Origin of the sequence: Martelella lutilitoris (assembly GCF_016598595.1) — a bacterium.
Classification (GTDB): Bacteria; Pseudomonadota; Alphaproteobacteria; order Rhizobiales; family Rhizobiaceae; genus Martelella; species Martelella lutilitoris_A.
In genome coordinates this window covers 194717-216340 of record NZ_CP066786.1, presented here as the reverse complement: position 1 = coordinate 216340, position 21624 = coordinate 194717, and the positions used below count along the sequence as shown (strand labels likewise).

Sequence of the window (21624 nt, the reverse complement as noted above, 5' to 3'; positions counted from 1 at the left end):
CTTTCAGTGCATTGAGACCTTTCAGGCCGCTCACTCCGTCCCGAAAAACTCCTTCATCCGGGCGAAGAAGCCGTTGGATTCCGGATTGTTCTCGTTGGAGGAGAGTTCGTCGAATTCCTGCAGCAGCTCGCGCTGGCGGCGCGTCAGTTTCTGCGGGGTCTCGACGCGCACCTGGATATAGAGGTCGCCCTTGTGCGAGGAGCGGAGCACCGGCATACCCTTGCCCTTCAGGCGGAACTGCTTGCCGGTCTGGGTGCCTTCGGGAACCGAGACGCGTGACTTGGTACCGTCCAGCGTGGTCACCTCGAACTTGCCGCCAAGCGCCGCCTGGGTCATGGAGATCGGCACGGAGCAATGCAGGTCCGCCCCGTCGCGCTGGAAGAAGGGGTGCGGCTTCACCGAGAGGAAGATGTAGAGGTCGCCCGAAGGTCCGCCGCGCAGTCCGGCCTCGCCCTCGCCCTGAAGGCGGATGCGGGTGCCGTCCTCGATGCCGGCGGGTATATTGACCGAAAGCGAACGCTCCTCGACTGTGCGGCCCTCGCCGCGACATTTCGGGCAAGGATCGGAAATCGTCTCGCCGCGGCCGTGACAGGTCGGGCAGGTGCGCTCCACGGAGAAAAAGCCCTGTGCCGCACGCACCCGGCCGGAACCGTGGCAGGTCGAACACGTCGTTGGCGAGGAACCGGGCTTGGCGCCGGACCCCGTGCATTCGTCGCAGACCACGGAGGTCGGAACCCTGATCTGCGCCGTCTTGCCCTCGAAGCTTTCTTCGAGGGTGATTTCCATATTGTAGCGAAGGTCCGCCCCGCGCTCGCGTCCGCCGGAGGAGCGACGACCACGGGCGCCGCCCATCATTTCGCCAAAAATGTCCTCGAAGATATCGGAGAAGCCGCCTGCACCGCCGAAACCGCCGGCTGCGCCGAAGCCGCCGGCGCCCGGTCCGCCATTCTCGAAGGCGGCATGGCCGAAACGGTCATAGGCGGCACGCTTCTGCGGGTCCTTCAGCGTTTCATAGGCCTCGTTGATTTCCTTGAACTTCTTCTCGGCTTCGCTGTTATCCGGGTTGCGGTCCGGATGGTACTTCATCGCAAGTTTGCGGAAGGCGCTCTTGAGCTCCTTTTCGTCAACCGAACGGCTGACGCCGAGTGTCTCGTAATAGTCCGCTTTTGCCATGGAGTCTGCCAACCTCTTGAACAGAGTTTTCCGGCCGCCGAAGCGACGGCCGGATGTTTGGTTTCAGGAATGATCGGGAGCGACGCTCAGATCAAGCCGATTTCTTCTTGTCGTCGTCATCGCTGACATCTTCGAAGTCGGCATCAACCACGTCGCTTTCGGCGTCCTTGGCGGCATCCGCGGAGGCAGCCGCGTTCTCGTCCGCCTGCTGGGCCTCATAGACGGCCTGGCCGAGCTTCATCGAGACTTCCATCAGCGTCTGCGTCTTGGCCTGGATGTCATCGCCATCCGGCTCCTCGGCGCCGACCGCCGTCTTCAACTCCTCGATCGCCGTCTTGATGGCGTTGCGGTCTTCCTCGGACACCTTCTCGCCATGCTCCTCGAGCGACTTCTCGGTCGAGTGGATCAGGCTTTCGGCCTGGTTCTTCGCTTCGACCGCGGCGCGACGCTTCTTGTCTTCCTCGGCGTGGCTTTCGGCATCCTTGACCATCTGCTCGATGTCGCTGTCGGAAAGACCGCCGGACGCCTGGATGCGGATCTGGTGCTCCTTGCCGGTGCCCTTATCCTTGGCCGAGACGTTGACGATGCCGTTGGCATCGATGTCGAAGGTGACCTCGATCTGCGGCACGCCGCGCGGGGCCGGCGGAATGCCGACGAGGTCGAACTGGCCGAGCATCTTGTTGTCGGCCGCCATTTCACGCTCGCCCTGGAAGACCCGGATGGTCACGGCGGACTGATTGTCCTCGGCCGTCGAGAAGGTCTGGCTCTTCTTCGTCGGGATCGTGGTGTTGCGGTCGATCAGACGGGTGAACACGCCGCCGAGCGTTTCGATGCCGAGCGACAGCGGCGTCACGTCGAGCAGCAGAACATCCTTGACGTCGCCCTGCAGCACGCCGCCCTGGATGGCAGCGCCAAGGGCCACGACTTCATCCGGGTTGACGCCCTTGTGCGGGTCCTTGCCGAACAGCTGCTTGACGGTTTCCTGAACCTTGGGCATGCGGCTCATGCCGCCGACGAGCACGACCTCATCGATCTCGCTTGCAGAAACGCCGGCATCCTTCAGCGCCGCCTTGCAGGGGCCGACAGTGCGCTTGACGAGATCGTCGACCAGGCTTTCGAACTTGGCGCGCGTCAGTTTCAGCGTCAGGTGCTTCGGACCGGTCGCGTCCGCCGTGATGAAGGGCAGGTTGATTTCGGTCTGCGAGGACGACGACAGCTCGATCTTGGCCTTTTCGGCGGCTTCCTTCAGGCGCTGCAGGGCAAGCTTGTCGGCGCGCAGGTCGATGCCGTTTTCCTTCTTGAACTCGTCGGCGAGATATTCGACGAGACGCATGTCGAAGTCTTCGCCGCCGAGGAAGGTATCGCCGTTCGTCGACTTCACTTCGAAGACGCCGTCGCCGATTTCGAGGATCGAGACGTCGAAGGTGCCGCCGCCAAGGTCGTAGACCGCGATGGTCTTGCCTTCGTTCTTGTCGAGGCCATAGGCGAGAGCGGCAGCCGTCGGCTCATTGATGATGCGCAGCACTTCAAGGCCCGCGATCTTGCCGGCGTCCTTGGTGGCCTGACGCTGGGCGTCGTTGAAGTAGGCCGGCACCGTGATGACGGCCTGCTCGACCTTTTCGCCGAGATAGCTTTCGGCGGTTTCCTTCATCTTCTGCAGGACCATCGCGGAGATCTGCGAGGGCGAATAGGACTTGCCGGCAGCCTCGACCCAGGCGTCGCCATTGTCGCCCTTGACGATGCCGTAGGGCACCAGGCCCTTGTCCTTGGTCACGGTCGGGTCTTCGTAGCGGCGGCCGATCAGGCGCTTGACGGCGAAGAGGGTATTGGTGGGATTGGTCACGGCCTGGCGCTTGGCCGGCTGGCCGACGAGACGTTCACCGTCGTCGGTGAAGGCCACCATGGAAGGGGTGGTGCGGGCGCCTTCGGCGTTTTCGATGACCTTGGCATCCTTGCCATCCATGATGGCGATGCAGGAATTCGTCGTTCCGAGGTCGATACCGATTACTTTAGCCATTTTCGCGTGTCTCCTTTTAAGCAGGCCATCCGAACCCTTCAGGCATTCTGTGACGGCCCCTTGAGCTATGGTCTTGATTTGATTTTAGCGGCGATAACGCCGTTGTGAGCGCTATATAATGAGCGCCAAATGGCTCTGCAAGGCGCTCTTTGAAGCTTCTGAACGCATTTGCGCGCCTGTCTGGCGGCTCTCCGCTTCGATTCTCCGTCGCCGCATACCATCTTTCGACCGGCGCGATGGCGCCCGTCTTCGACGCACCTCAAGAGGATACGGCCAGACACGACGGATTTGCGGTCTGCCGCGCCGGATACCAACCCCTTGAAGATTAACCATCGCGCGAATTCCGGCGAAGACGGCTCACGCGCTATCACGCCGGGACATGGACCGAAGATCCGGCCCGGCGGTTTCCAGAGAGCTTTCAGGCCGGATCGGGGCAGGCGCGCTCCCAGACGGCGCGCGGCAGGAGATGAACGCCCTGCCGAGCCGCCTCGCCTTCACCGACGATGTGGCCGATGCCCTCGGCCATCACCGCGAGCGTCATGTCGAAGGCATTGAGGCTGTCGCCCTCCCCGCCCGTCAGGTTGGCCATGGCGCCGCCGACGAAGAGATGAACGCGGTTGCCGGATGAAAGCCAGTGGGTGGTGACGGCCGGCAGCGCCTGTTCGCTCGGGCGCGCCAGAAGCGGCGACAGCTCGATCTCGTCAATGCGATGGCCGGAATTCAGGAGGAAACAGCCGTCTCTCAGCTGCTCGATGACCTCGAAGGGCAGGACGTGATGGCCGCCGGTGCCCGTGACGATGACATCGGCCTCGGGCGCGAGTTCGGCGACGCTGCCGGTCCGCCAGCCGTCATAGCGCGCCTGCAGAAGGCGGGCGGGGTCGATCTCGGCCACCATCACCGTGCCGCCGAAAGCGCGGGCGCTGGCCGCAAGCCCTTGGCCGACCGAGCCATAGCCGACGACCAGCACATTCTTTTCATGCAGGCTCAACAGCGTGCGGGTGAAGAAGGCGTTCCAGGTGGTGAGACCCACCATGTGGCGATTGTGAAGGCCCTCCTTTACCGGCAGATCGTCCCAATTGAAGATCGGCCAGGGCGGAAGCTCGCCCTGAAGCCGGCTGATGCCGGAGCCCGTCGCCTCCAGCCCTGCCTTCACATCGGGCCATTCCAGACCGCGCGACAGAAGAAAATGGGTATAGTCCGAACCCATCTCGCAGAGATGCGTCGGCGCCCAGTCGAGACCATTCTCGATCGCCCGCTGCCAGTCGTCCTCCGGCATGTCCTTGAAGGCATCGACCCGTGCGCCCGCCGCCCGCATCGCGTCGACCACCTCGTTGCGCACTGTCGCCGGATTGCAGGTGGTGATGAAGAGCGCCGCGCCGCGCCCGGCAAGCCCTTCCACCAGCGGCAGCATCTTCATGTCGAGATGCATGCTCATGGCAAGCCTGACGCCGGACATGTCCGGCAGGTGGGAAACGGCGCGGACAACGCGCGGCATCTGCGCCCTGGCCCAGGCGGGTGTGATCTCGGTCATTGTCATAGGCTCCTGCCGGAAAATCTGCGGTCAGCGTCCATGGCGGCGCTGGTAACGGCCTCTCAGCCAGAAAATGACAAAGACAGCCAGAACGAACAGTATGCCGACGCCGATCGCAAGCCATGGCGAAAACAGCGCGACATAGTTGATGATGTCCGGCAGAAAATAGCCGCCGATCAGAAGTCCGCCGAAGATGATCGCCGCCGCGATGATGGTCGAACGGCTGGTCTGCTCGCTCATGGTCTGCTTGCCTCCCTGATGGATTTGAGATCCCGCACTTGGCGGCCCTCCGCATCGAAATTCGCGGGCGCGAGCCAGGTCTCGAAAGCGGCCCTGATCGCAGGCCATTCGCTGTCGATCATCGAAAACCAGGCGGTATCGCGGTTCTTGCCCTTGGCCACCATGTGGTTGCGGAAAATGCCCTCGAAGGTGAAGCCGAGCCGGTCCGCCGCCGCCCGGCTGACGACATGCTCGCTGTTGCATTTCCACTCATAACGCCGGTAACCGAGATCGTCGAAAACGTGGCGCGCCATCAGATACTGCACCTCTGTCGCGATCGGCGAGCGTTGCATGGCTGGGCCGTGGGCGACCGAGCCGATCTCGATCGCACCATTCGCCTCGTCGATGCGCATATAGCTCGCCATGCCGACGACCGCCCCGTCACCCGCCCTGCGAAAGACGCGCGTCACCCAGTTGCCCGAGGCGTTCTGCTGGTCGAGCCACGCATAGAAATCGGCAGGGCCGGAAAAATCGGGTTGGGGGAAGAAGCGCAGGAGGACATTGACGGCGTCTGCGGAACCGCCAAGCGCCTGCCAGAGCGCCGCGCCGTGCTCGCCCTCGTCATAAGGTTCGACCGTGCCGTAAAGGCCGCGCTGATGAACGGGCTGCGGCCTCAGCCGCGGGACAAAACCGGAAAGATCGGACATGACGGCCTCCCTCGAGAAGCGGGCAAAACCGCAAGGCTTCGAATGTGAAAAAAAGCGCCCGCGCCTTCCGGCCGGGCGCCTTGTCCGTTGCTTGATCAGTATTTGCCGAGGGTCGCGCAGGCATCCTCGGCGAGTTTCTTGATGCCAGCCCAGTCGCCCCTGGCAACCAGATCCTTCGGCGCAACCCAGGAGCCGCCGACGCAGATGACATTGGGCAGCTTCAGGTAATCCGGCGCATTGGCGAGCGATACGCCACCGGTCGGGCAGAATTTGATGTCGGCGAGCGGGGAGGAAAGCGCCTTGAGGTAGGGCGCGCCGCCAGCCTGTTCGGCGGGGAAGAACTTCATCACGCGGTAGCCTTCCTCGCGAAGCGACAGCACTTCGCTGGCCGTCGCCGTGCCGGGAAGAAGCGGCACTTCGCTGTCATCGGCGGCGTCCAGAATATCGCCATTGATGCCGGGCGAGACGATGAACTTGGCGCCCGCCTTTTCGGCTGCCGCATAGTCGCGCGCCGAAAGGATGGTGCCGGCGCCGATGACCGCGCCTTCGATCTCCTCGGACATGGCCTTGATGACGTCGAGCGCCGCATCGGTGCGCAGCGTGATCTCCAGCGCCTTCAGCCCGCCCTCGACAAGCGCCCGCGCCAGCGGGACGGCATGTTCGACGGATTCCACGATCAGCACCGGAACGACGGGCTGGGCGGTAAGGGCATCGAGGAGGTTTTGGGTTTTTGCATCCATGGTCGCACTGGCCTTTTGCACTTTTTTGTCGAACTGCGTTTGAAATACCCCGGCACAGGCATCAAGTCGAGACCGGAAGGGATTATAAATCGACTGGAATCATTGCCCGCGACAGTGGCCGTGTTATGACCTTATTCCTGTCATCGGGGTTTGATCTCGATTAACGCGGCTTCGCCCCGAGAAGGGCATCAAAAGGGCTCGACATGGCCAGGGAAATCGAACGGAAGTTTCTCGTTGATGGCGACGGCTGGAAGGACGGCGCGGAAAAGGGCGTGCGGCTGAAACAGGCCTATCTGCTCGGCGCAACAGACCGCTCCGCCCGCGTCCGGATATTCGATGGCGCGCGCGCCCGCATCACGCTGAAATTCGGTGCCGGCGCGATGAGCCGCGACGAATTCGAATATGACGTGCCCCTCGACGACGCGCTGGAAATGATCGCCTACGCCCTCGGCACCGTGATCGACAAGACGCGCTACCGCGTTCCCGCCGGCGATTTCGTGTGGGAAATCGATGTCTATCACCAAGACCTTGCCGGCCTCGTCGTTGCCGAGGTCGAACTACCGAACGAGGCGGCAAGGCCGCATCTTCCCGACTGGCTCGGCCGCGAGGTGACCGGCGACGGGCGCTACACCAACCAGGCGCTTGCCGAGACCGGCACCATTCCCGAAGAGGACGGCTGACATGGCTTTCACGCTTGACCCGGAGAAACCGTTTGACACGGCCGTCAAGAAAGCGGCTGTGTCGCAGCTCGAGGACGCCATCAAGGCGCTGAAGAAACAGCCCCGGGGCCTTGATGAGGCGATCCACGACGCCCGCAAGAAGTTCAAGCGCGTGCGCGGCCTGTTGCGGCTGATCCGCCCGGCGGCGAAGGATTTTTCGCGACAGGAGAATGCGCGCATTCGCGACATGGCGGCAGGCCTTTCGGGCGGACGCGATGCGACCGCGCTGATCGAATGCGCGGCCTATCTGCGCGGCCTTGTCCCCGACGGAACGCGTGACATGGCGCTTTCCCGGCTGGAAACGGCGCTGCGCGAACGCCGCGACAGCGCCGCCGTTTCCGACGCGGCGCTCAAGAAAAAGGCCAAGGAGGCGATCCACATCTGCCGCGACGCGATCGCCGCGATCGAGGAGGCCGACTTCAGTGAGGACCCGTCGGCGGCGGCGAAACGCCTTGGCAAGGCCTGGAAGAAGGAGCTCGCCAATGCCCAGGTCGCGCTGATGACGGTCCAGGCCGAGGGCGGGGACGACGACTTTCACGAATTGCGCAAGAAGAGCCAGACCTACTGGATGTTCTCGGCGCTCCTCTCGCCGGCCTGGCCCTCTGCGCTGAAGGCCAAGCGCAACGACGCCAAGGCGCTCGCCGATCTGCTTGGCCACGAACATGATCTCAGCATGCTGCTGCAGCTTCTGGACAGCCCCGATGCGCCCGGCCTCGATGCCGGAACGCTTGCGACCTGCAAGGATGCGGCTCTTGAGACCCGCGCGCAACTGCGCCGACGGGCGATCAAAAACGCGCGCAAGACATTCGGCGACGAGCCCGATGTCGAGGCGCGGATCATCCGGACCTTGTGGAAGAAACGGGTTCGCGCGCATGACGGCGAATAATTGCCAAAAACCGCCGATCCGTGTATTGGCCAGCGCAATATTCGTGAATAGCCCGAGATTGAAGAAAGCGGAGAGAGACCATGCAAGCGTCCTATCTGGTCGCAGCCCTCTATCACTTCACGCGGTTTGCCGATTTTCAGGCGTTCCGCGCGCCGCTCTTCGCCTGCTGTGAGGAAAACGGCGTGCGCGGCACGCTGCTGCTTGCCCATGAGGGGATCAACGGCACGATAGCCGGCAGCCATGAGAGCATTGCCAATGTGCTCGCCTTCATCCGCGCGCGCCCCGAATTCGCGGGTCTCGAGCACAAGGAAAGCCACGCCTCGAAAATGCCCTTCAACCGCCTCAAGGTGCGGTTGAAGAAGGAAATCGTGACGATGGGGGTCGAGAATATCGATCCGTTGAAGACGGTCGGCACCTATGTCGATCCGAAGGACTGGAACGACCTGATTTCAGACCCCGACACCATCGTCATCGATACCCGCAATGACTATGAGACGGCGATCGGCATCTTCCGCGGCGCGGTCGACCCGCATACCAAGACCTTCCGCGAATTTCCGCGCTGGGTGGAGGAAAACAGGGGCCTGCACAACAAGCCGAAGATCGCCATGTACTGCACCGGCGGCATTCGCTGCGAAAAGGCGACCGCCTATATGAAGGCGCAGGGCTTCGAGGAGGTCTACCACCTGAAGGGCGGCATCCTGAAATATCTCGAGGACGTGCCCGAGACCGAAAGCCTGTGGGACGGCGCCTGCTTCGTCTTCGACGAGCGCGTTTCCGTCACCCATGGCTTGAAGGAAGGCGAGCACGAACTCTGCCACGCCTGCCGCCATCCGGTCACCCCGGAAGACAAGCGCTCCGCCGATTACGAGGAAGGCGTCTCCTGCCCGCACTGCGCCGAGACCTATTCCGACGCCGACCGCGCCCGCTTCCGCGAGCGCCAGCACCAGATCGCGCTGGCCAAGGCGCGCGGCGAGCGGCATCTGGGGGCGTAAAGCGTTTCTTCCCGAGAGAGAAGAAACGGCGCCCCGGACGCCCCCTCGACGAAAAACCTCTCCCTTTTACGGACGTCATCCTCGGCCTTGTGCCGAGGATCTAACCACTTTGCCCTACGAGCAGAGCTCCTGTTTTTCAACAGGCTGATTTATCGCTCCGCTCCATCTGAAACGTCTATCGCGTTGATACGTGTTTAGATGCTCGGGACAAGCCCGAGCATGACGGCGGAGAGTGGGGCAGGCATGTGTCAGCAGCCTGAAGGCGTCCCGAACGTGGCGTCCAGAATGACCGAACCCGCCAAATCATCAATGGTGGAAGCCGGAGGCCTCGTCCTCGGTCAGCGGCTTGGTGATCGGGTGCGCCCTGAAATAGGCAACCGCCGCCTTTATATCCTCGATCAGCAGCGAGCAGAGGTCGATCGACACGCCGTTCCGCACCAGTATCCGCTGGATCGCCTGATCCTCGCAATTGGCGGGCAGCGTATAGGCCGGCACCTGCCAGCCGCGCGTGCGCAGCCGGTCGGCGAGATCAAACAGGGTGTAATTGGTTTTAAGGCCGTCCTTGAGCTTCCACGAGACGGCCGGAATGCCCTTCTTCATGTCGCCGTCGAAGACGATATCGACGAGGCCGGTCTTCTCCAGCTCCTCCGCCAGAAAGGCGGCGCTGCGGTAGCAGGCCTCGTGCACCTTGCGATAACCCTGACGGCCAAGCCGCAGGAAATTGTAGTACTGGCAGATCACCTGGCCGCCGGGGCGGGAGAAATTGAGCGCGATGTCGCGCATGTTGCCGCCCAGATAATTGACCCAGAAGACCATTTCCTCGGGCAGGTCCTTGTCCTCGCGCCACAGCACCCAGCCGACGCCGAGCGGAGAGAGGCCGAACTTGTGACCCGACGCATTGATCGACTTGACCCGCGGCAGGCGGAAGTCCCATTCCAGTTCCGGCGCGCAGAAGGGCGCAAGAAAACCGCCGCTCGCCCCGTCCACATGGATCGGGATATCGAGTCCCGTGCGCGCCTGAAGATCATCCAGCGCATCGGAAACCGCCTTCACCGGCTCGTATTCGCCCGTATAGGTGACGCCGAGCGTCGGCACGACGCCGATCGTGTTTTCGTCGCAGAGCTTCAGCACCTCTTCCGGCGTCATCAGCAGGCGGCCGTTTTCCATCGGGATCTCGCGATGCTCGACATCCCAGTAACGGGTGAACTTGTGCCAGCAGATCTGTACCGGGCCGGTGATCAGGTTGGGCTTGTCGGTCGGCTTGCCCTCTGCCTTGCGCCTCGCCTCCCAGCGGCGTTTCATCGCAAGTCCGCCGAGCATGGCAGCTTCGGACGAGCCGGTGGTCGACGTCCCGGTGACCGGGCCTTCCGGCGCATGCCAGAGATCGCCCAGCATCCGCACGCAGCGCGCCTCGATCTCGGCCGTCTGCGGATACTCGTCCTTGTCGATCATGTTCTTGTCGATGCAGTCATCCATCAGCTTGTGGATCTCGGGCTCCTCCCATGTCTGGCAGAAGGTCGCGAGATTTTGCCGGGCATTGCCGTCAAGCAGGAGTTCGTCATGGATCGCCGCATAGGCAAGACGCGGCGCGCGCTCCTTCTCGGGAAAGCCGGACTTTGGCAGGATCGCCGAAAGATCGGCAGCGCCGTAGGTCTCGTCATTGGGATCAAACAGACCGTCCTGTTCGCGTTCTTCCGCCATCGACTTCATCTCCCTTTGTCGCAGGTCCTTGTCAAACAAGTATCGGCTCGTTCTCGGACGGTCAAGGCAAGCTGCGTAAGCGCAAACTTTCGTGAAGAGGCGCCGGCAGAAAGCCCTCCTGCACTTGATTTCCGATTCGCCCGCCCGTAGAGATCATTCAACAGGGCGACAGCCCGCGCAGACCCGGGGCGAGAATATTCGGATCATGCAGATCACGCTTACCCATCCTGCAGACGATGCGCGCGCGCCGCGCAAGCGGTTCTTCCCGCTTGGCCTTGCCTTCGGCCTTCTGCTCGTTCTTCTGGTTTCCGCCTGCGGGCAGCGCCCCGGACCCGAGGTCATCTATCCGCATCCGGCGACCGTGGAGGGCGCGCGCACCGTCACCGTCTATGTGGCGACCACGCGCGAACGGGCCGAAGAGCCGATTGACGGCTTCACTCCGGAACGCGAGGACGACCTGAGCTATGCCGAGTTCGTGATCTCGATCCCGCCCGGCCACGATCCCGGTGAAATCGAATGGCCCTATTCGCGCAAGGCCAGGCCCGAGGAGCATTTCACGGTTCTCAAGCACACCGCGCTGTCAAAGGCGGCCTTTGACGCGCGCATCGGAAGGGCTGCGCGCGCAACAGGCAATGGCGTTGCCGGCGTCTTCGTGCACGGCTTCAACGTCTCCTTCCAGGAGGGGCTGTTCCGCATGGCCCAGCTTGCAGCGGACACCAATGTCTCGGGCGTGCCGATCCTGTTTTCCTGGCCGTCGCAGGCGCGCCTTCTCGACTACGCGACCGACAAGGAATCCGCCACCTTCTCCCGCGACGGGCTGACCGATGTGCTCGACCAGGTCACGGCGCTTTCCAGCGTGCGCTCGGTCATGCTTTTCGGCCACAGCATGGGCGGCTGGCTGACCATGGAAGCGCTCAGGCAGCTGAGCCTGGAGGACAACCGCAGGGCGCTCGGCAAGCTCAATGTCATCCTCGCCGCTCCCGATATCGACGAGGACGTGTTCGCCGCACAGGTGGACGTGATCGGCCCGCTTGATCCGCCACTTCTGGTGATGGTCTCCGGCGACGACCGCGCGCTCGGCTTTTCCCGCTTCATCCAGGGCAACCGCCAGCGCGCCGGCCAGCTCGACATTACCGATCCGGAGGTGCTGGAGATGGCCGAGAGGAAGAATGTCGCGCTCGTCGACATTTCCTCGGTTTCGTCGCGCGATGCGCTCAACCACAGCCGCTATGCCGCCCTTGCGGCGATCTATCCCGAGCTCGACGAGGATACCGAACTCGGCAGCATGGCAAGGCGTCCCGGCGCCCGCTTCCTCGATGCCGTGGGCCGCACGGCCAACCCAGCCGCGACCGCCGAGACCCGGGGCGCCGCCGGGCAATAGCCGGTCGCAAAAGCCCGTTTCCGGCCGAAAGAACGGGCAAATCTCACGGAACCGTTCCTTGCAAACGCGGCCATGACCTTTAAGGGTTGGGACGATGACCGCGAGCGAAAGGAGGATATGATGCGCGCAGGCTCAAGATACCAGCACCTCGTCCACGGCGCGGGCTGTCCGTGCCACACGCCGGAATTTGCCCGCCTCAACCGACGCCTGATGGACGGCTTCAGCCGGCGCTCTGTGCTGAAGGGGGCGGCCGCAACGATTGCCGCCGGCGCGCTTGCCTCCATGCCGTCGCTTGCCGAGGCGAATGATCGTTCCGTCCTTCTGACCAATGTGCGCATCTTCGACGGCCTTTCCGACGCACTCATCGAAGGCAGGAACGTGCTTGTCAGCGGCGGCCGGATCAAGGCCCTCGTTCCTCTCGCGGAAGATGTCGCAGACGCCGATATCGTCGATTGCGGCAACCGCGTGCTGATGCCGGGGCTGATCGACGCGCATTGGCATTCGCTGCTCTGCGCCATCCCGATGCAGACGGCAATGACCGCCCAGGTGCCCTACGTCCACCTGGTGGCGGCCGCCGAATCGGAAAAGACGCTGATGCGCGGCTTCACGACAGTGCGCGATGTCGGCGGCCCCGCCTTTGCGCTCAAACGCGCGATCGACGGCGGCAAGGCCATCGGCCCGCGCATCTACCCGGCCGGCGCGATGATCACCCAGACCTCCGGGCACGGCGATTTCCGCTTGCCCTATGAGATACCCGCCTCCGACCAGACCAATCTCAGCCATGCGGAGGAGGCCGGCATTTCCTCGATCGCCAACGGCGTGCCGCAGGTCCTGAACCGGGTGCGCGAGCAACTGATGCTCGGCGCCAGCCAGATCAAGATCATGACCGGCGGCGGCGTGTCCTCGCAATACGACCCTATCCCGAGCCTGCAGTTCACGCCGGAGGAAATCCGCGCCGCTGTTCAGGCGACCAGGGACTGGGGCACCTATGTCTGCGCCCATGTCTACACCGCCGAAGGCATCAGGCGTTCGATCGAAAACGGCGTCGCCTGCATCGAGCACGGCCAGCTCGCCGACGAGGAGACCGTGCGCATGATCATCGACACGGGAACGTGGTGGAGCATCCAGCCCTTCCTCGCCGACGAGGATTCCAACCCGCAGGGCACAGAACAGCAACGCCAGGACCAGCGCAACATCGCCGAGGGCACGGTGCGTTGCTTCGAATGGGCCGAGAGGTTCAACATCGAGCGGATGGTCTGGGGCACGGATATCCTGTTCAATCCGGCCAAGACGAGTTCGCAGGGGCGTCAGCTCGCCAAGCTCGCCGAGTGGTTCTCCCCCGCGAAGGTGCTGAAAATGGCCACCAGCCGGACCGGCGAACTCCTGCAGCTCTCCGGCGAGCGCAATCCCTATCGCGGGCGGATCGGCGTGATCGAGGCCGGCGCCTTTGCCGACATGCTGCTGATCGACGGCAATCCGCTCGAGGATATTTCGCTGATCGCCGATCCCGACAACATGGCGGTCATCATGAAGGACGGCCGCTTCTTCAAGAACACGCTTGCCTAGGAGCACAGCATGCGCGCACCTGCCGTAACTCTCCTTCTCGCAGCCGCGGCGGCAGCCGGCCTTACCGGCAAGACATTCGCGGCCGACCCGGTCGCGCCCCCGGCCCCGCAGCCGGCGATACCCGCGCTTGCCAACGGCTGGTCGTTTGAACTGACGCCCTACATCTGGGGGGCGGGCCTTTCCGGTAAGGTCTCGCCTTTCAGCAGCGCGCCGACCGTCAGGGTCGAGCGCAGCTTTTCCGAAATCCTGGAGGAGCTCAACCTTGCCGGCTTCGTCAATTTCCATGCGACAAACGGCAGGTTCGGCGCCTATGCGGACGTGATGTATGTCGACACCCGCGAAGACCACGCCACCGGCCCGGTCACGCTTCCGGGCTTCGGCCCAGTGCCGGGCGTCAACGTCAACCTCGACACCAAGCTCTTCAATGCCGCGCTGTTCGGCACCTACCGCCTGGCCGACACGGAACGCCTCGCCCTCGACGCGCTTGCCGGCGTCCGCGTCTTCAGGGCATGGGCCGATGTTTCGGCCGCCATCCCCGGCACGCCCAATGCCTACCGGGCAAAGAGCGATTTCGGCTGGGTGGATCCGGCCGTCGGCGCGCGCCTGGAATATGATTTCGGCAAAGGATTGGGGTTTGTCGGCCAGGCCGACGTCGGAGGCTCCTCCTGGGGTTCGGATCTCACCTGGCAGGCCATGGGCGCGGTCACGTACGACGTGTCCTCTGCCACGGCCGTGTCGCTCGGCTACAAATACCTTTCCGTCGATTATGCCCGGGACGGACATCTGCTCGACGTCGATATGCAGGGACCGACGCTCGGACTGACTTTCCGGTTCTGATCCGGGACGGCTGTTAAGCCTGACAGCCGGTCTTGGTTGACACCGGCTGTCGCTGTAAGGGACACTGCCCGCCGAAGCCGGGATGGAAAACGACAAACAAAGAGGGTCAAGTGCGGGGCGTGCGTGTGTTGCGTAAAGCGGGTTTTGTTCTGTTTGGGCCATTGCTGCTCGCGTCCTGCGGCATGAGCGAACGCGGTCCGGTCATTCCCTTCTTCGGGGCCTATTTCCCCTCCTGGATCGCCTGTTCGCTGATCGGCATTTTCGGCTCCGTCATCATTCGGCTGATCTTCATCAAGGCCGGCATCGATGCGGTGATGCCGCTTCGGGTCGTGGTCTACCTGTTCCTGGCGATCGCCATCGGTCTTGCCTCGTCAATCCTTCTGTTCGGGCGCTAAACCATGTTGAGCACCAAGGCCAAGCTTGTCGCCCTCATCCCGGTCATCGTCATCGGCGCGACCCTCTATCTCGGATGGACGCATATGACGCGGATGGACGCGAACATCCTGTCGCAGGACGCGACGCTGACCGCGCCGATCACGCAGATATCGGCCACCGTGCCGGGCCGGATCGCCGAGATCCATGTGTCGGAAAACGAGGCGGTGAAGAAGGGCGACCTTCTCTTCACGCTGGAAGATGACTCCTACCGTCTTCTGGTGGCCCAGGCGGAAGCAGAACTGAAGGCGGCGGAGGCCCTCTACGATAGTCAGCAGCGCAGCATCGCCGCCGAGACCGCCAACGCCCAGATCGCCGTCCAGCAGATCGAACGCGCGCGCGCCAATCTGGAACTGGCCAACGAAACGCTGGAGCGCCTGTTGCCGCTGCAGCCCAAGGGCTATGTCACCGACCAGCAGGTGCAGGACGCGCGCACGGCAAAGCGCGACGCGGAGGTTTCCCTTGAACAGGCCCTGCAGCAATCCAAGGCCGCCGACGCGCTGATCTCCACGCCGGAGGAGACGCTTGCGGTGATCGAGGCCCGCCGCGCTGCGCTCGACCTCGCCAAGCACAACCTCGCCAATACGAAGATCTTTTCGCCGCATGACGGAAGGGTGGTCGGGCTGAAGTTCTCGAGCGGCCAGTTCGTCGTTTCCGGCGCGCCGCTCTTCACCCTCGTCAATACCGGCCAGTGGTTCGCGACAGCGCTCTACCGCGAGGCGGAACTGAAGAACCTGCCCGCGGGCGCCTGCGCCTCCGTCTATGTGATGGCCGACCGTTCCGTCGAGATCAAGGGACGGGTCCAGGGCATCGGCTGGGGCGTCGCCACCGAAAGCATGATCGAGCTGCCGAGCGCGCTACCCTATGTGCCGAAGGAACTCGACTGGGTGCAGATCGCGCAGCGCTTCCCGGTGCGCATCGAACTGATCGACCCGCCGGAAAACCTGATGCGCATCGGCGCATCCGCCTCGACAGTGGTTCGCCATGGCGACGATTGCTGAAAGCGCGCTGAGGCGAAAATCGCACCGGCTCTTCGATGACCTGAGGCCGTTTCCCGGCCGCTTGCGCCTTTCGCTTTCGATCGGCGCCATCTGCGCCATCTCGACCGTCATTTCGATGATGTATCATTTCCCGGAAGCGGCCATCGGCTGCTATCTGGTGATCTTCCTGATGCGCGCCAATGCGGCGGAAAACGTCGTCACCGGCATCGGCATCATCGTCGCCGTCTCCCTCGTGGTCGTGCTTTTGATCGGCATCATCAACCTGACGATCGACCATCCGCCCGCCCAGATCGCGGCCATCGTGCTGGCTTCCTTTGTCTTTCTCTATCTCGACTCGGCCACCAAGGCAGGCGAACAGGCGGGCATCGTCGCGCTGGTGATCGCCTTCGTGCTGACCTTGCTGGGCAATATCCCCCTCGGCGAGATCGCTACCCGCGCCGTGCTCTATGCCTGGGCCATGGTGTTCGTGCCGATGGCCGTGATGGCGGTTTACAACCTTCTCTTCGGCATTTCCCCGCAAAAACTCCTGCGCCAGACGGTCGCCGAACGGCTGGAGCTTGCGGCCAGCCGCCTGGAACGGCCCGAAAGCGCAGACGACCTCGCCTTCATGGACGCGCTCGGCGAGGGGATGGCCGAATCCGACAAGCGACTGTTGCTGACAAAACTCCTGAACCTCGTCTATGGCAGGGCCTATGATTTTCTCGAGCGCGGCCAGGCGCACAGCTACCGGCTTCTGCTTGCCGTCTCGGCCATGCCGGCGGATGCGGAAGGCAACAGCCGAGAAGAACTCGCCGACATCTGCCGTGAAATGGCCGAGGCCGTTCTCCAGAAGAAGGACCTGCCTGATTTCAGCGCGGACCGGTTTGAAGCCATCCCCGTCTTTGCGAACATCGCGCGCGCGCTGGACGATCTCAGCCATATGGCGCCTTTGGAAAAGGGAGCGCCGGTCGACGATCCGGCTGTCTCGCCGGACATCTTCTCCAACCCCGTCCACCTGCAGTTCGCGCTGAAGACGACGCTGGCCGCCGTCACCTGTTTCTTCATCTACACCGCCATAGACTGGCAGGGCATCCATACGGCGATGATCACCTGTTACGTCGCGGCACTCGGCACCACGGGAGACACGGTGCACAAGCTGGTGCTGCGCATCACCGGCTGTCTTATCGGCGCGTTTTTCGGTCTTGTCGCGATCCTCTTTGTCATTCCGCAGCTTGAATCGGTTGGCGGGCTTGCCTTTCTGGTTTTTGCCATCGTCTCGCTCGCCGCCTGGGTTTCGACCGGCAATGAGCGGATCTCCTATGGCGGCGTGCAGATCGCGCTCGCCTTTTTGCTGACCGTGCTGCAGGGGTTCGGACCGAGCACGGATCTCAGCGCGGCGGGCGATCGCATCATCGGCATCCTGCTCGGCAATGCCGTCGTCTACGTGATCTTCACCAATATCTGGCCGGTCAGCGTCGGCGACGAGGTGAGACGACGCGTCGGTCTTGCCACAGCGAAGCTGAAGGCGCTCGCCGGCCTTGACTTTGCAACCCGCCGCGCCTCGACCGCGCTGGTCGCCTCGGTGCAGAGCGACATCGGCGTGATCCGCAATGCGGTGGAAATGGCGTCTTACGAGCCGCGCCATATGCGCCCGTCGCTTGAGGCGCGCGGCGACTATGCCGCAAGGGCGCGAGCGCTGAATGACCTTTCGCTTGCCCTTTATTTCCGGCCCGATCCGCCGCCCGTTCCCGAACCGGACCCGATCACAAGCCCCGCCGAACCGGCGGACTTTTCGAACATCGCCCAACCGGGAGAAACGACGTGACGCGAAACCTCCTTTCCGGCATGGCCCGGATCATGGCCGTGATCATCCTCGCCGCTCTTGGCGGCTGTGCAGCCGATTCCCTGTCGCTCGCCCCGCCCTCGCCGGAGCAGCCCTGGCAGCCGACGGCGGAAAACACCAATGCGGACGACCTGAAGACCGCGGCCGAAGGCGGCACGGAACTGGCGCTCTCGAAGCCTGTCGTCGACACGCAGAAAACCTATACGCTGCCGGAACTGATCGACCTTGCCCAGCGCACCAATCCGGGCACGCGGGCGGCGTGGGAAGAGGCACGACAGGCGGCGCTTGCTGTCGGCATGGCGGAGGCCACCTACCTGCCGGTGATCACCGCCAATGTGATTGCCGGCACCAACCGGAACGCAGCCGAGCTGCCGATCCCGATCGGCGGCTCGGCCTATTTCGACAGCAATATCCAGGGCGTGGTGCCGTTCATGGCGCTGCAATGGCTGGCGCTTGATTTCGGCGGCCGCAGCGCCGTCGTGGAGGCGGCAAAGCAGATGTCCCTGGCGTCGAACTACCAGTTCAACGCCATGCACCAGAAGCTGGTTTTCGCCGTCACCGGCGCCTATCACGACTACAACGCCGCGCGCGCCCATCGGCGGGCGGCAAGCCAGGCGCTTGCAAACAGCCGCACGGTTTTCGATGCCGTGCGGGCCCGGCGCGAACGCGGCCTTGCCACTTCCGTCGACGAGGCCCAGGCCAAACAGATCGTCGCCCAGGCGGAACTGGGGCTTGTGCAGGCAAAGGGCGGCGAGCAGGACAGCTACCAGGCGCTTCTCGGCGCGCTCGGCATCTCGCCGATGTCGAAGCTCACCGTTCAGGACACCGCCGGACGCGGCCTGCCGTCTTCTTCCCGGGCGCCGGTCGACACCATGATCGAGATTGCACTCTCCAACCGGCCCGACATTCTGGCGGGCTATGCGACGCTCGAGGCAAGCCGGGAGGGCGTGAAAAAGGCGAAATCCGACTTCATGCCGAAAATCGGCGTATTCGGCACGCTCTCATCATACGAGACCGGCGTGACGGCGGGTGGCCTGCCGACCATCGACAATAACGGGCTCAACGGCAACGTCATGATCGGCGCCACCATTCCGCTCTATGATGCCGGCATGCGCGACGCCAATCTGAAACAGGCCGAAAGCCGGGTCGAGGCCGCAAAGCGCAATTTCGAGCAGTTGAAGGACGCCGCCGCCCGCGAGATCGTGGTCGCCTCGAATGCGCTGACGACGGCGCTTCAGGCCAATGCCTCGTCGGTCAAACTCCGCCAGGCCGCCTACAAGACCTATGATTCGGCGCTTGAGGCCTATCGGAACGGCGTCGGCACGATCTCTGCGCTGGCGACCGCCCAGACCGGCCTGCTCGAGGCGCGGCTTGCCGAAAGCGATGCGCGCGAGGCCGCCTTCACCGCCGCCGCCAATCTTGCCTTCGTGCTCGGCACCTCGACATCGGCCGCCGTTCCCCGCTAAGAGTTTCGCTGCAATCATCGCAACGCCATTCGACGTTTCGTTTTCAGGAGAGAGCATGCACAGTCCGCGTTCGATACCAAGATGGAGCGTGCTGCTGCCGTTTCTGGCGGCGGTCGTCGTTGCGCTCGAGATCGTCGGCCTGTTGCATGACACATCGGTGGTCTTCCTGGTGCCGGCGGTCCTGCTGCTCGGCGGCTCGGTCTTCGCCTCGGTGCTACATGCCGAAATTCTCGGCGCCAAGGTGGGAGAGCCGATGGGCTCGATCATTCTTGCCGGCTGCGTGACGCTGATCGAGGTGGCGCTGATCGTCTCGATCATGCTGTCGGGCGCAGAAGGCACCGATGCCGTGGCGCGCGACACGGTGTTTTCCGCCGTGATGATCGTGCTGAACGGCATTATCGGGCTCTGTCTCGTGGCCGGCGGGCGAATCTACCACGAACAGAGCTTCAAGCTTGCCGCCGCCACCGCCGCCCTCGCCGTGCTCGGCACATTGTCGACGCTTGCCTTCGTGCTGCCGAACTTTGCGATCTCGGGCCCGGCGCGGCAATATTCCTGGGCCCAGCTTCTCGTCGTCAGTATCTGCTGCCTGGTGCTCTACGGCGTGTTCCTGTTCGTCCAGACGGTGCGCCACCGCAACTATTTCACCGAGGAGACGGATGACGAGGAGGGCGACTTCTTTCCGGACCACCATGCGCCGTCAAGGCGGATGACGGCGACAAGCGCCGTGATGCTGCCCTTTTCACTGCTGATGGTCATCCTGCTCGCCGAAATGCTGTCTGCGCCGCTTGACCGGGGCATAGCGGCGGCCGGGCTGCCGCAGACGCTTGTCGGCGTGATGATCGCGGCGCTGGTGCTGTTGCCGGAGGGCATCTCCTCGGTGCAGGCGGCGTTCAAGAACAGGATCCAGCAGAGCATCAACCTGGTGCTCGGCTCGGCGCTCGCCAGCATCGGCCTGTCGATCCCGATCGTGGCGCTGATTTCGATCGCGCTCGGCAGACAGATGACGCTCGGGCTCGAACCGGAGCAGATGGTGATGCTCATTCTGACGCTGTTCGTCAGCACGATCACGCTCGGAACGGGCCGCACCACCGTTTTGCAGGGCGCGGTCCATCTGGTGATCTTCGCCGTCTTCGTGCTCCTGACGCTGGTGCCCTGACGCCGGTCAGCGCGCGGCGCGGATCACGGTTTCGCCATCGGCCGTCAGGAGAAGGTCGCCGTTTTCGGCGATATTGAAACCATTGACCACGTCGATCGCCCGGAAGAAATCGCGTTCCAGCGCCATCAAGGGTTCCTCGCACGCCATGTTGGTCGCGGCCAGCGGACCGATCTCAAGACCGCCCTCGCCGCCAAGCTTCACCGCGCCCATAAAGCGGTTGCAGCCGGCGGAGCCTGAAATCCGGCCGTCGGCGCTGACCGAAATCGTCACCTCGCCGCTGTCGCTGACGCTCTCCGGGCCAATCTCAGAAACGGTCCATTCCGGCCCGGCAAGAAGCGACATCGTGTCGCCGCCGCAGCCTTTGAGAACGCCCGTTGCCGTTTCCAGCTCGACCTCCTGCGGGAAAAGCCGTCCGCTCATGTCGTCGCGGCACAGCCGATCGCTGAGGGCGAAGGACAGACCGAAGGCAGCGAAGTCGTAATGATAGGCGCCTTCCGAGATTTCCGCTTCGGGAAGGCGCAGATCAAGCCGGTCGTCTCCGTAGTTGAGATCGAGGCGGAAACGCCCATTCGCCATAACCGCGCGCCAGCCGGGCTCGTTGCCCTGCGCCGTCCAGCTGTTGTCATCCTCAACCATCTCGCACTCTGGCAAGGTCACGCCGTCAAGCGTCAGCGTCGCCTTGTCGCCCTTGCCCCAGAACTCGTTCCGACCGTCCTCGCTCGCAAACCGCGCGCCATCGGCCGAGATCGCCTGGGGAAGCTCGAAAATCCTCTCCTCCGTCTCGATAACGGCCAGATTGTCGCGGAATCCGATGGTGAAGCGGTCATCGCCACAAGCCCAGGTGGACTGGAAACCGGAGGGCGTGAAGCCCGAGAGCCAGATGGTGCCGATATCGACATCCGCCGTTCCCGCCGCGACCTCCACCGGATCGCTGACGAAGCGAAGCGCGTCATCGATCATGATTGCTGCGGTGAGTTCGCCCTTGAACCCGCCGGGCACGGAAAACGAAAACGGCAACGGCACCTGCCGCCCATCCGCCGCTTCGCTCATGCCGCCAAGTTCGTTGCCCTGAAAGCCCGTCAGGAAGACGATCAGTTCGGCATCATCCGGCAATGCCATGCGTTCACGGTAGGTCGCCTCGCCCGAGACCGTCCGCGTCTCCTGGGCGAGAGCAGACGATGATGCCAGCGCGGCAATGAGAGCGATCAGGGTTTTCGACATGGTGACCTCCGGTTTCTGACGATTTTGGCCCAAGCCTAACCGCGTCACGCAACAGGT

19 protein-coding genes are annotated in these 21624 nt (G+C 63.5%); 11 read left to right on the top strand and 8 right to left on the bottom strand.

Translation table 11 applies throughout. The features are described from left to right. Positions 1 to 30: 30 nt before the first annotated feature. The 6 genes from dnaJ to JET14_RS01015 all read right to left on the bottom strand — a co-directional run bounded on the left by dnaJ (position 31) and on the right by JET14_RS01015 (position 6387). The gene (gene dnaJ, locus JET14_RS01040; protein ID WP_200336417.1) at positions 31 to 1173 is read right to left on the bottom strand and encodes a molecular chaperone DnaJ; all 1143 of its coding nucleotides are present in this window, start codon (positions 1171 to 1173) and stop codon (positions 31 to 33) included. A gap of 91 nt (positions 1174 to 1264) precedes the next feature. Beyond that, positions 1265 to 3190 (bottom strand): molecular chaperone DnaK, encoded by a 1926-nt coding sequence (gene dnaK, locus JET14_RS01035; protein WP_200336416.1) that lies wholly within the window; start codon positions 3188 to 3190, stop codon positions 1265 to 1267. A gap of 418 nt (positions 3191 to 3608) precedes the next feature. After that, the gene (locus JET14_RS01030) at positions 3609 to 4721 is read right to left on the bottom strand and encodes an adenosylhomocysteinase (protein ID WP_200336415.1); all 1113 of its coding nucleotides are present in this window, start codon (positions 4719 to 4721) and stop codon (positions 3609 to 3611) included. A 30-nt stretch (positions 4722 to 4751) separates the two neighbouring features. Beyond that, complete coding sequence (locus JET14_RS01025; protein ID WP_200336414.1) at positions 4752 to 4961, bottom strand: hypothetical protein; 210 nt, start codon at positions 4959 to 4961, stop codon at positions 4752 to 4754. Then, the gene (locus tag JET14_RS01020) at positions 4958 to 5647 is read right to left on the bottom strand and encodes a GNAT family N-acetyltransferase (protein WP_200336413.1); all 690 of its coding nucleotides are present in this window, start codon (positions 5645 to 5647) and stop codon (positions 4958 to 4960) included. The genes JET14_RS01025 and JET14_RS01020 overlap by 4 nt, the downstream gene beginning before the upstream one ends. 95 nt (positions 5648 to 5742) lie before the next feature. After that, positions 5743 to 6387 (bottom strand): 2-dehydro-3-deoxy-phosphogluconate aldolase, encoded by a 645-nt coding sequence (locus JET14_RS01015; protein WP_200336412.1) that lies wholly within the window; start codon positions 6385 to 6387, stop codon positions 5743 to 5745. A 203-nt stretch (positions 6388 to 6590) separates the two neighbouring features. On the opposite strand from JET14_RS01015, the gene JET14_RS01010 reads away from it, so the two are divergent. The 3 genes from JET14_RS01010 (at position 6591) to JET14_RS01000 (ending at position 8984) form a co-directional block, all read left to right on the top strand. After that, positions 6591 to 7067, top strand: a complete 477-nt coding sequence (locus JET14_RS01010) for a CYTH domain-containing protein (protein ID WP_200336411.1) — start codon at positions 6591 to 6593, stop codon at positions 7065 to 7067. Between the two features lies 1 nt (position 7068). Next, on the top strand, positions 7069 to 7992 hold the full coding sequence (locus JET14_RS01005; protein ID WP_200336410.1) for a CHAD domain-containing protein: 924 nt from the start codon (positions 7069 to 7071) through the stop codon (positions 7990 to 7992). A gap of 80 nt (positions 7993 to 8072) precedes the next feature. After that, complete coding sequence (locus JET14_RS01000; protein WP_200336409.1) at positions 8073 to 8984, top strand: rhodanese-related sulfurtransferase; 912 nt, start codon at positions 8073 to 8075, stop codon at positions 8982 to 8984. A 306-nt stretch (positions 8985 to 9290) separates the two neighbouring features. Here JET14_RS01000 and JET14_RS00995 read toward each other — a convergent pair whose 3' ends face one another. Beyond that, positions 9291 to 10685 carry a glutamate decarboxylase gene (locus JET14_RS00995; RefSeq protein ID WP_200336408.1) on the bottom strand — a complete coding sequence of 465 codons (1395 nt, stop codon included), beginning with the start codon at positions 10683 to 10685 and terminating at the stop codon, positions 9291 to 9293. A gap of 205 nt (positions 10686 to 10890) precedes the next feature. Here JET14_RS00995 and JET14_RS00990 point away from each other — a divergent pair, with 205 nt between their 5' ends. The 8 genes from JET14_RS00990 to JET14_RS00955 all read left to right on the top strand — a co-directional run bounded on the left by JET14_RS00990 (position 10891) and on the right by JET14_RS00955 (position 20346). Beyond that, positions 10891 to 12066 (top strand): alpha/beta hydrolase, encoded by a 1176-nt coding sequence (locus JET14_RS00990; protein ID WP_200336407.1) that lies wholly within the window; start codon positions 10891 to 10893, stop codon positions 12064 to 12066. A 120-nt stretch (positions 12067 to 12186) separates the two neighbouring features. Then, positions 12187 to 13632 carry a metal-dependent hydrolase family protein gene (locus JET14_RS00985; protein ID WP_200336406.1) on the top strand — a complete coding sequence of 482 codons (1446 nt, stop codon included), beginning with the start codon at positions 12187 to 12189 and terminating at the stop codon, positions 13630 to 13632. A gap of 9 nt (positions 13633 to 13641) precedes the next feature. After that, a complete protein-coding gene (locus JET14_RS00980) occupies positions 13642 to 14469 on the top strand; it encodes a hypothetical protein (protein ID WP_200336405.1) in 828 nt (275 codons plus the stop codon). Positions 14470 to 14651: 182 nt separating this feature from the next. Beyond that, on the top strand, positions 14652 to 14864 hold the full coding sequence (locus JET14_RS00975) for a YtcA family lipoprotein (RefSeq protein ID WP_051423990.1): 213 nt from the start codon (positions 14652 to 14654) through the stop codon (positions 14862 to 14864). A gap of 3 nt (positions 14865 to 14867) precedes the next feature. Then, entirely contained in the window at positions 14868 to 15902 is a 1035-nt protein-coding gene (gene mdtN / locus JET14_RS00970; protein ID WP_200336404.1) for a multidrug transporter subunit MdtN, read from the top strand. After that, the gene (locus JET14_RS00965) at positions 15886 to 17706 is read left to right on the top strand and encodes an FUSC family protein (RefSeq protein WP_200336403.1); all 1821 of its coding nucleotides are present in this window, start codon (positions 15886 to 15888) and stop codon (positions 17704 to 17706) included. The genes mdtN and JET14_RS00965 overlap by 17 nt, the downstream gene beginning before the upstream one ends. After that, entirely contained in the window at positions 17703 to 19190 is a 1488-nt protein-coding gene (locus tag JET14_RS00960; RefSeq protein ID WP_246750443.1) for a TolC family protein, read from the top strand. The genes JET14_RS00965 and JET14_RS00960 overlap by 4 nt, the downstream gene beginning before the upstream one ends. Positions 19191 to 19245: 55 nt before the next feature. Next, on the top strand, positions 19246 to 20346 hold the full coding sequence (locus tag JET14_RS00955) for a calcium:proton antiporter (RefSeq protein ID WP_200336402.1): 1101 nt from the start codon (positions 19246 to 19248) through the stop codon (positions 20344 to 20346). Between the two features lie 6 nt (positions 20347 to 20352). Here the strand turns inward: JET14_RS00955 and JET14_RS00950 are convergent, their stop codons facing one another. Next, on the bottom strand, positions 20353 to 21567 hold the full coding sequence (locus JET14_RS00950; RefSeq protein WP_200336401.1) for an META domain-containing protein: 1215 nt from the start codon (positions 21565 to 21567) through the stop codon (positions 20353 to 20355). Positions 21568 to 21624 lie beyond the last annotated feature (57 nt).

Bases quoted from the DNA above. Each gene is read 5' to 3' on its own strand.
- JET14_RS00990 (WP_200336407.1), top strand. From the start codon at position 10,891: ATGCAGATCACGCTTACCCATCCTGCAGACGATGCGCGCGCGCCGCGC.
- JET14_RS01010 (WP_200336411.1), top strand. From the start codon at position 6,591: ATGGCCAGGGAAATCGAACGGAAGTTTCTCGTTGATGGCGACGGCTGG.
- JET14_RS01025 (WP_200336414.1), bottom strand. From the start codon at position 4,961: ATGAGCGAGCAGACCAGCCGTTCGACCATCATCGCGGCGGCGATCATC.
- JET14_RS01020 (WP_200336413.1), bottom strand. From the start codon at position 5,647: ATGTCCGATCTTTCCGGTTTTGTCCCGCGGCTGAGGCCGCAGCCCGTT.
- JET14_RS01030 (WP_200336415.1), bottom strand. From the start codon at position 4,721: ATGACCGAGATCACACCCGCCTGGGCCAGGGCGCAGATGCCGCGCGTT.
- JET14_RS00985 (WP_200336406.1), top strand. From the start codon at position 12,187: ATGCGCGCAGGCTCAAGATACCAGCACCTCGTCCACGGCGCGGGCTGT.
- JET14_RS00965 (WP_200336403.1), top strand. From the start codon at position 15,886: ATGGCGACGATTGCTGAAAGCGCGCTGAGGCGAAAATCGCACCGGCTC.
- JET14_RS01000 (WP_200336409.1), top strand. From the start codon at position 8,073: ATGCAAGCGTCCTATCTGGTCGCAGCCCTCTATCACTTCACGCGGTTT.
- JET14_RS00955 (WP_200336402.1), top strand. From the start codon at position 19,246: ATGCACAGTCCGCGTTCGATACCAAGATGGAGCGTGCTGCTGCCGTTT.
- JET14_RS00950 (WP_200336401.1), bottom strand. From the start codon at position 21,567: ATGTCGAAAACCCTGATCGCTCTCATTGCCGCGCTGGCATCATCGTCT.
- JET14_RS00980 (WP_200336405.1), top strand. From the start codon at position 13,642: ATGCGCGCACCTGCCGTAACTCTCCTTCTCGCAGCCGCGGCGGCAGCC.
- JET14_RS00975 (WP_051423990.1), top strand. From the start codon at position 14,652: ATGAGCGAACGCGGTCCGGTCATTCCCTTCTTCGGGGCCTATTTCCCC.
- mdtN (WP_200336404.1), top strand. From the start codon at position 14,868: ATGTTGAGCACCAAGGCCAAGCTTGTCGCCCTCATCCCGGTCATCGTC.
- JET14_RS01005 (WP_200336410.1), top strand. From the start codon at position 7,069: ATGGCTTTCACGCTTGACCCGGAGAAACCGTTTGACACGGCCGTCAAG.
- dnaK (WP_200336416.1), bottom strand. From the start codon at position 3,190: ATGGCTAAAGTAATCGGTATCGACCTCGGAACGACGAATTCCTGCATC.
- dnaJ (WP_200336417.1), bottom strand. From the start codon at position 1,173: ATGGCAAAAGCGGACTATTACGAGACACTCGGCGTCAGCCGTTCGGTT.
- JET14_RS00995 (WP_200336408.1), bottom strand. From the start codon at position 10,685: ATGGCGGAAGAACGCGAACAGGACGGTCTGTTTGATCCCAATGACGAG.
- JET14_RS01015 (WP_200336412.1), bottom strand. From the start codon at position 6,387: ATGGATGCAAAAACCCAAAACCTCCTCGATGCCCTTACCGCCCAGCCC.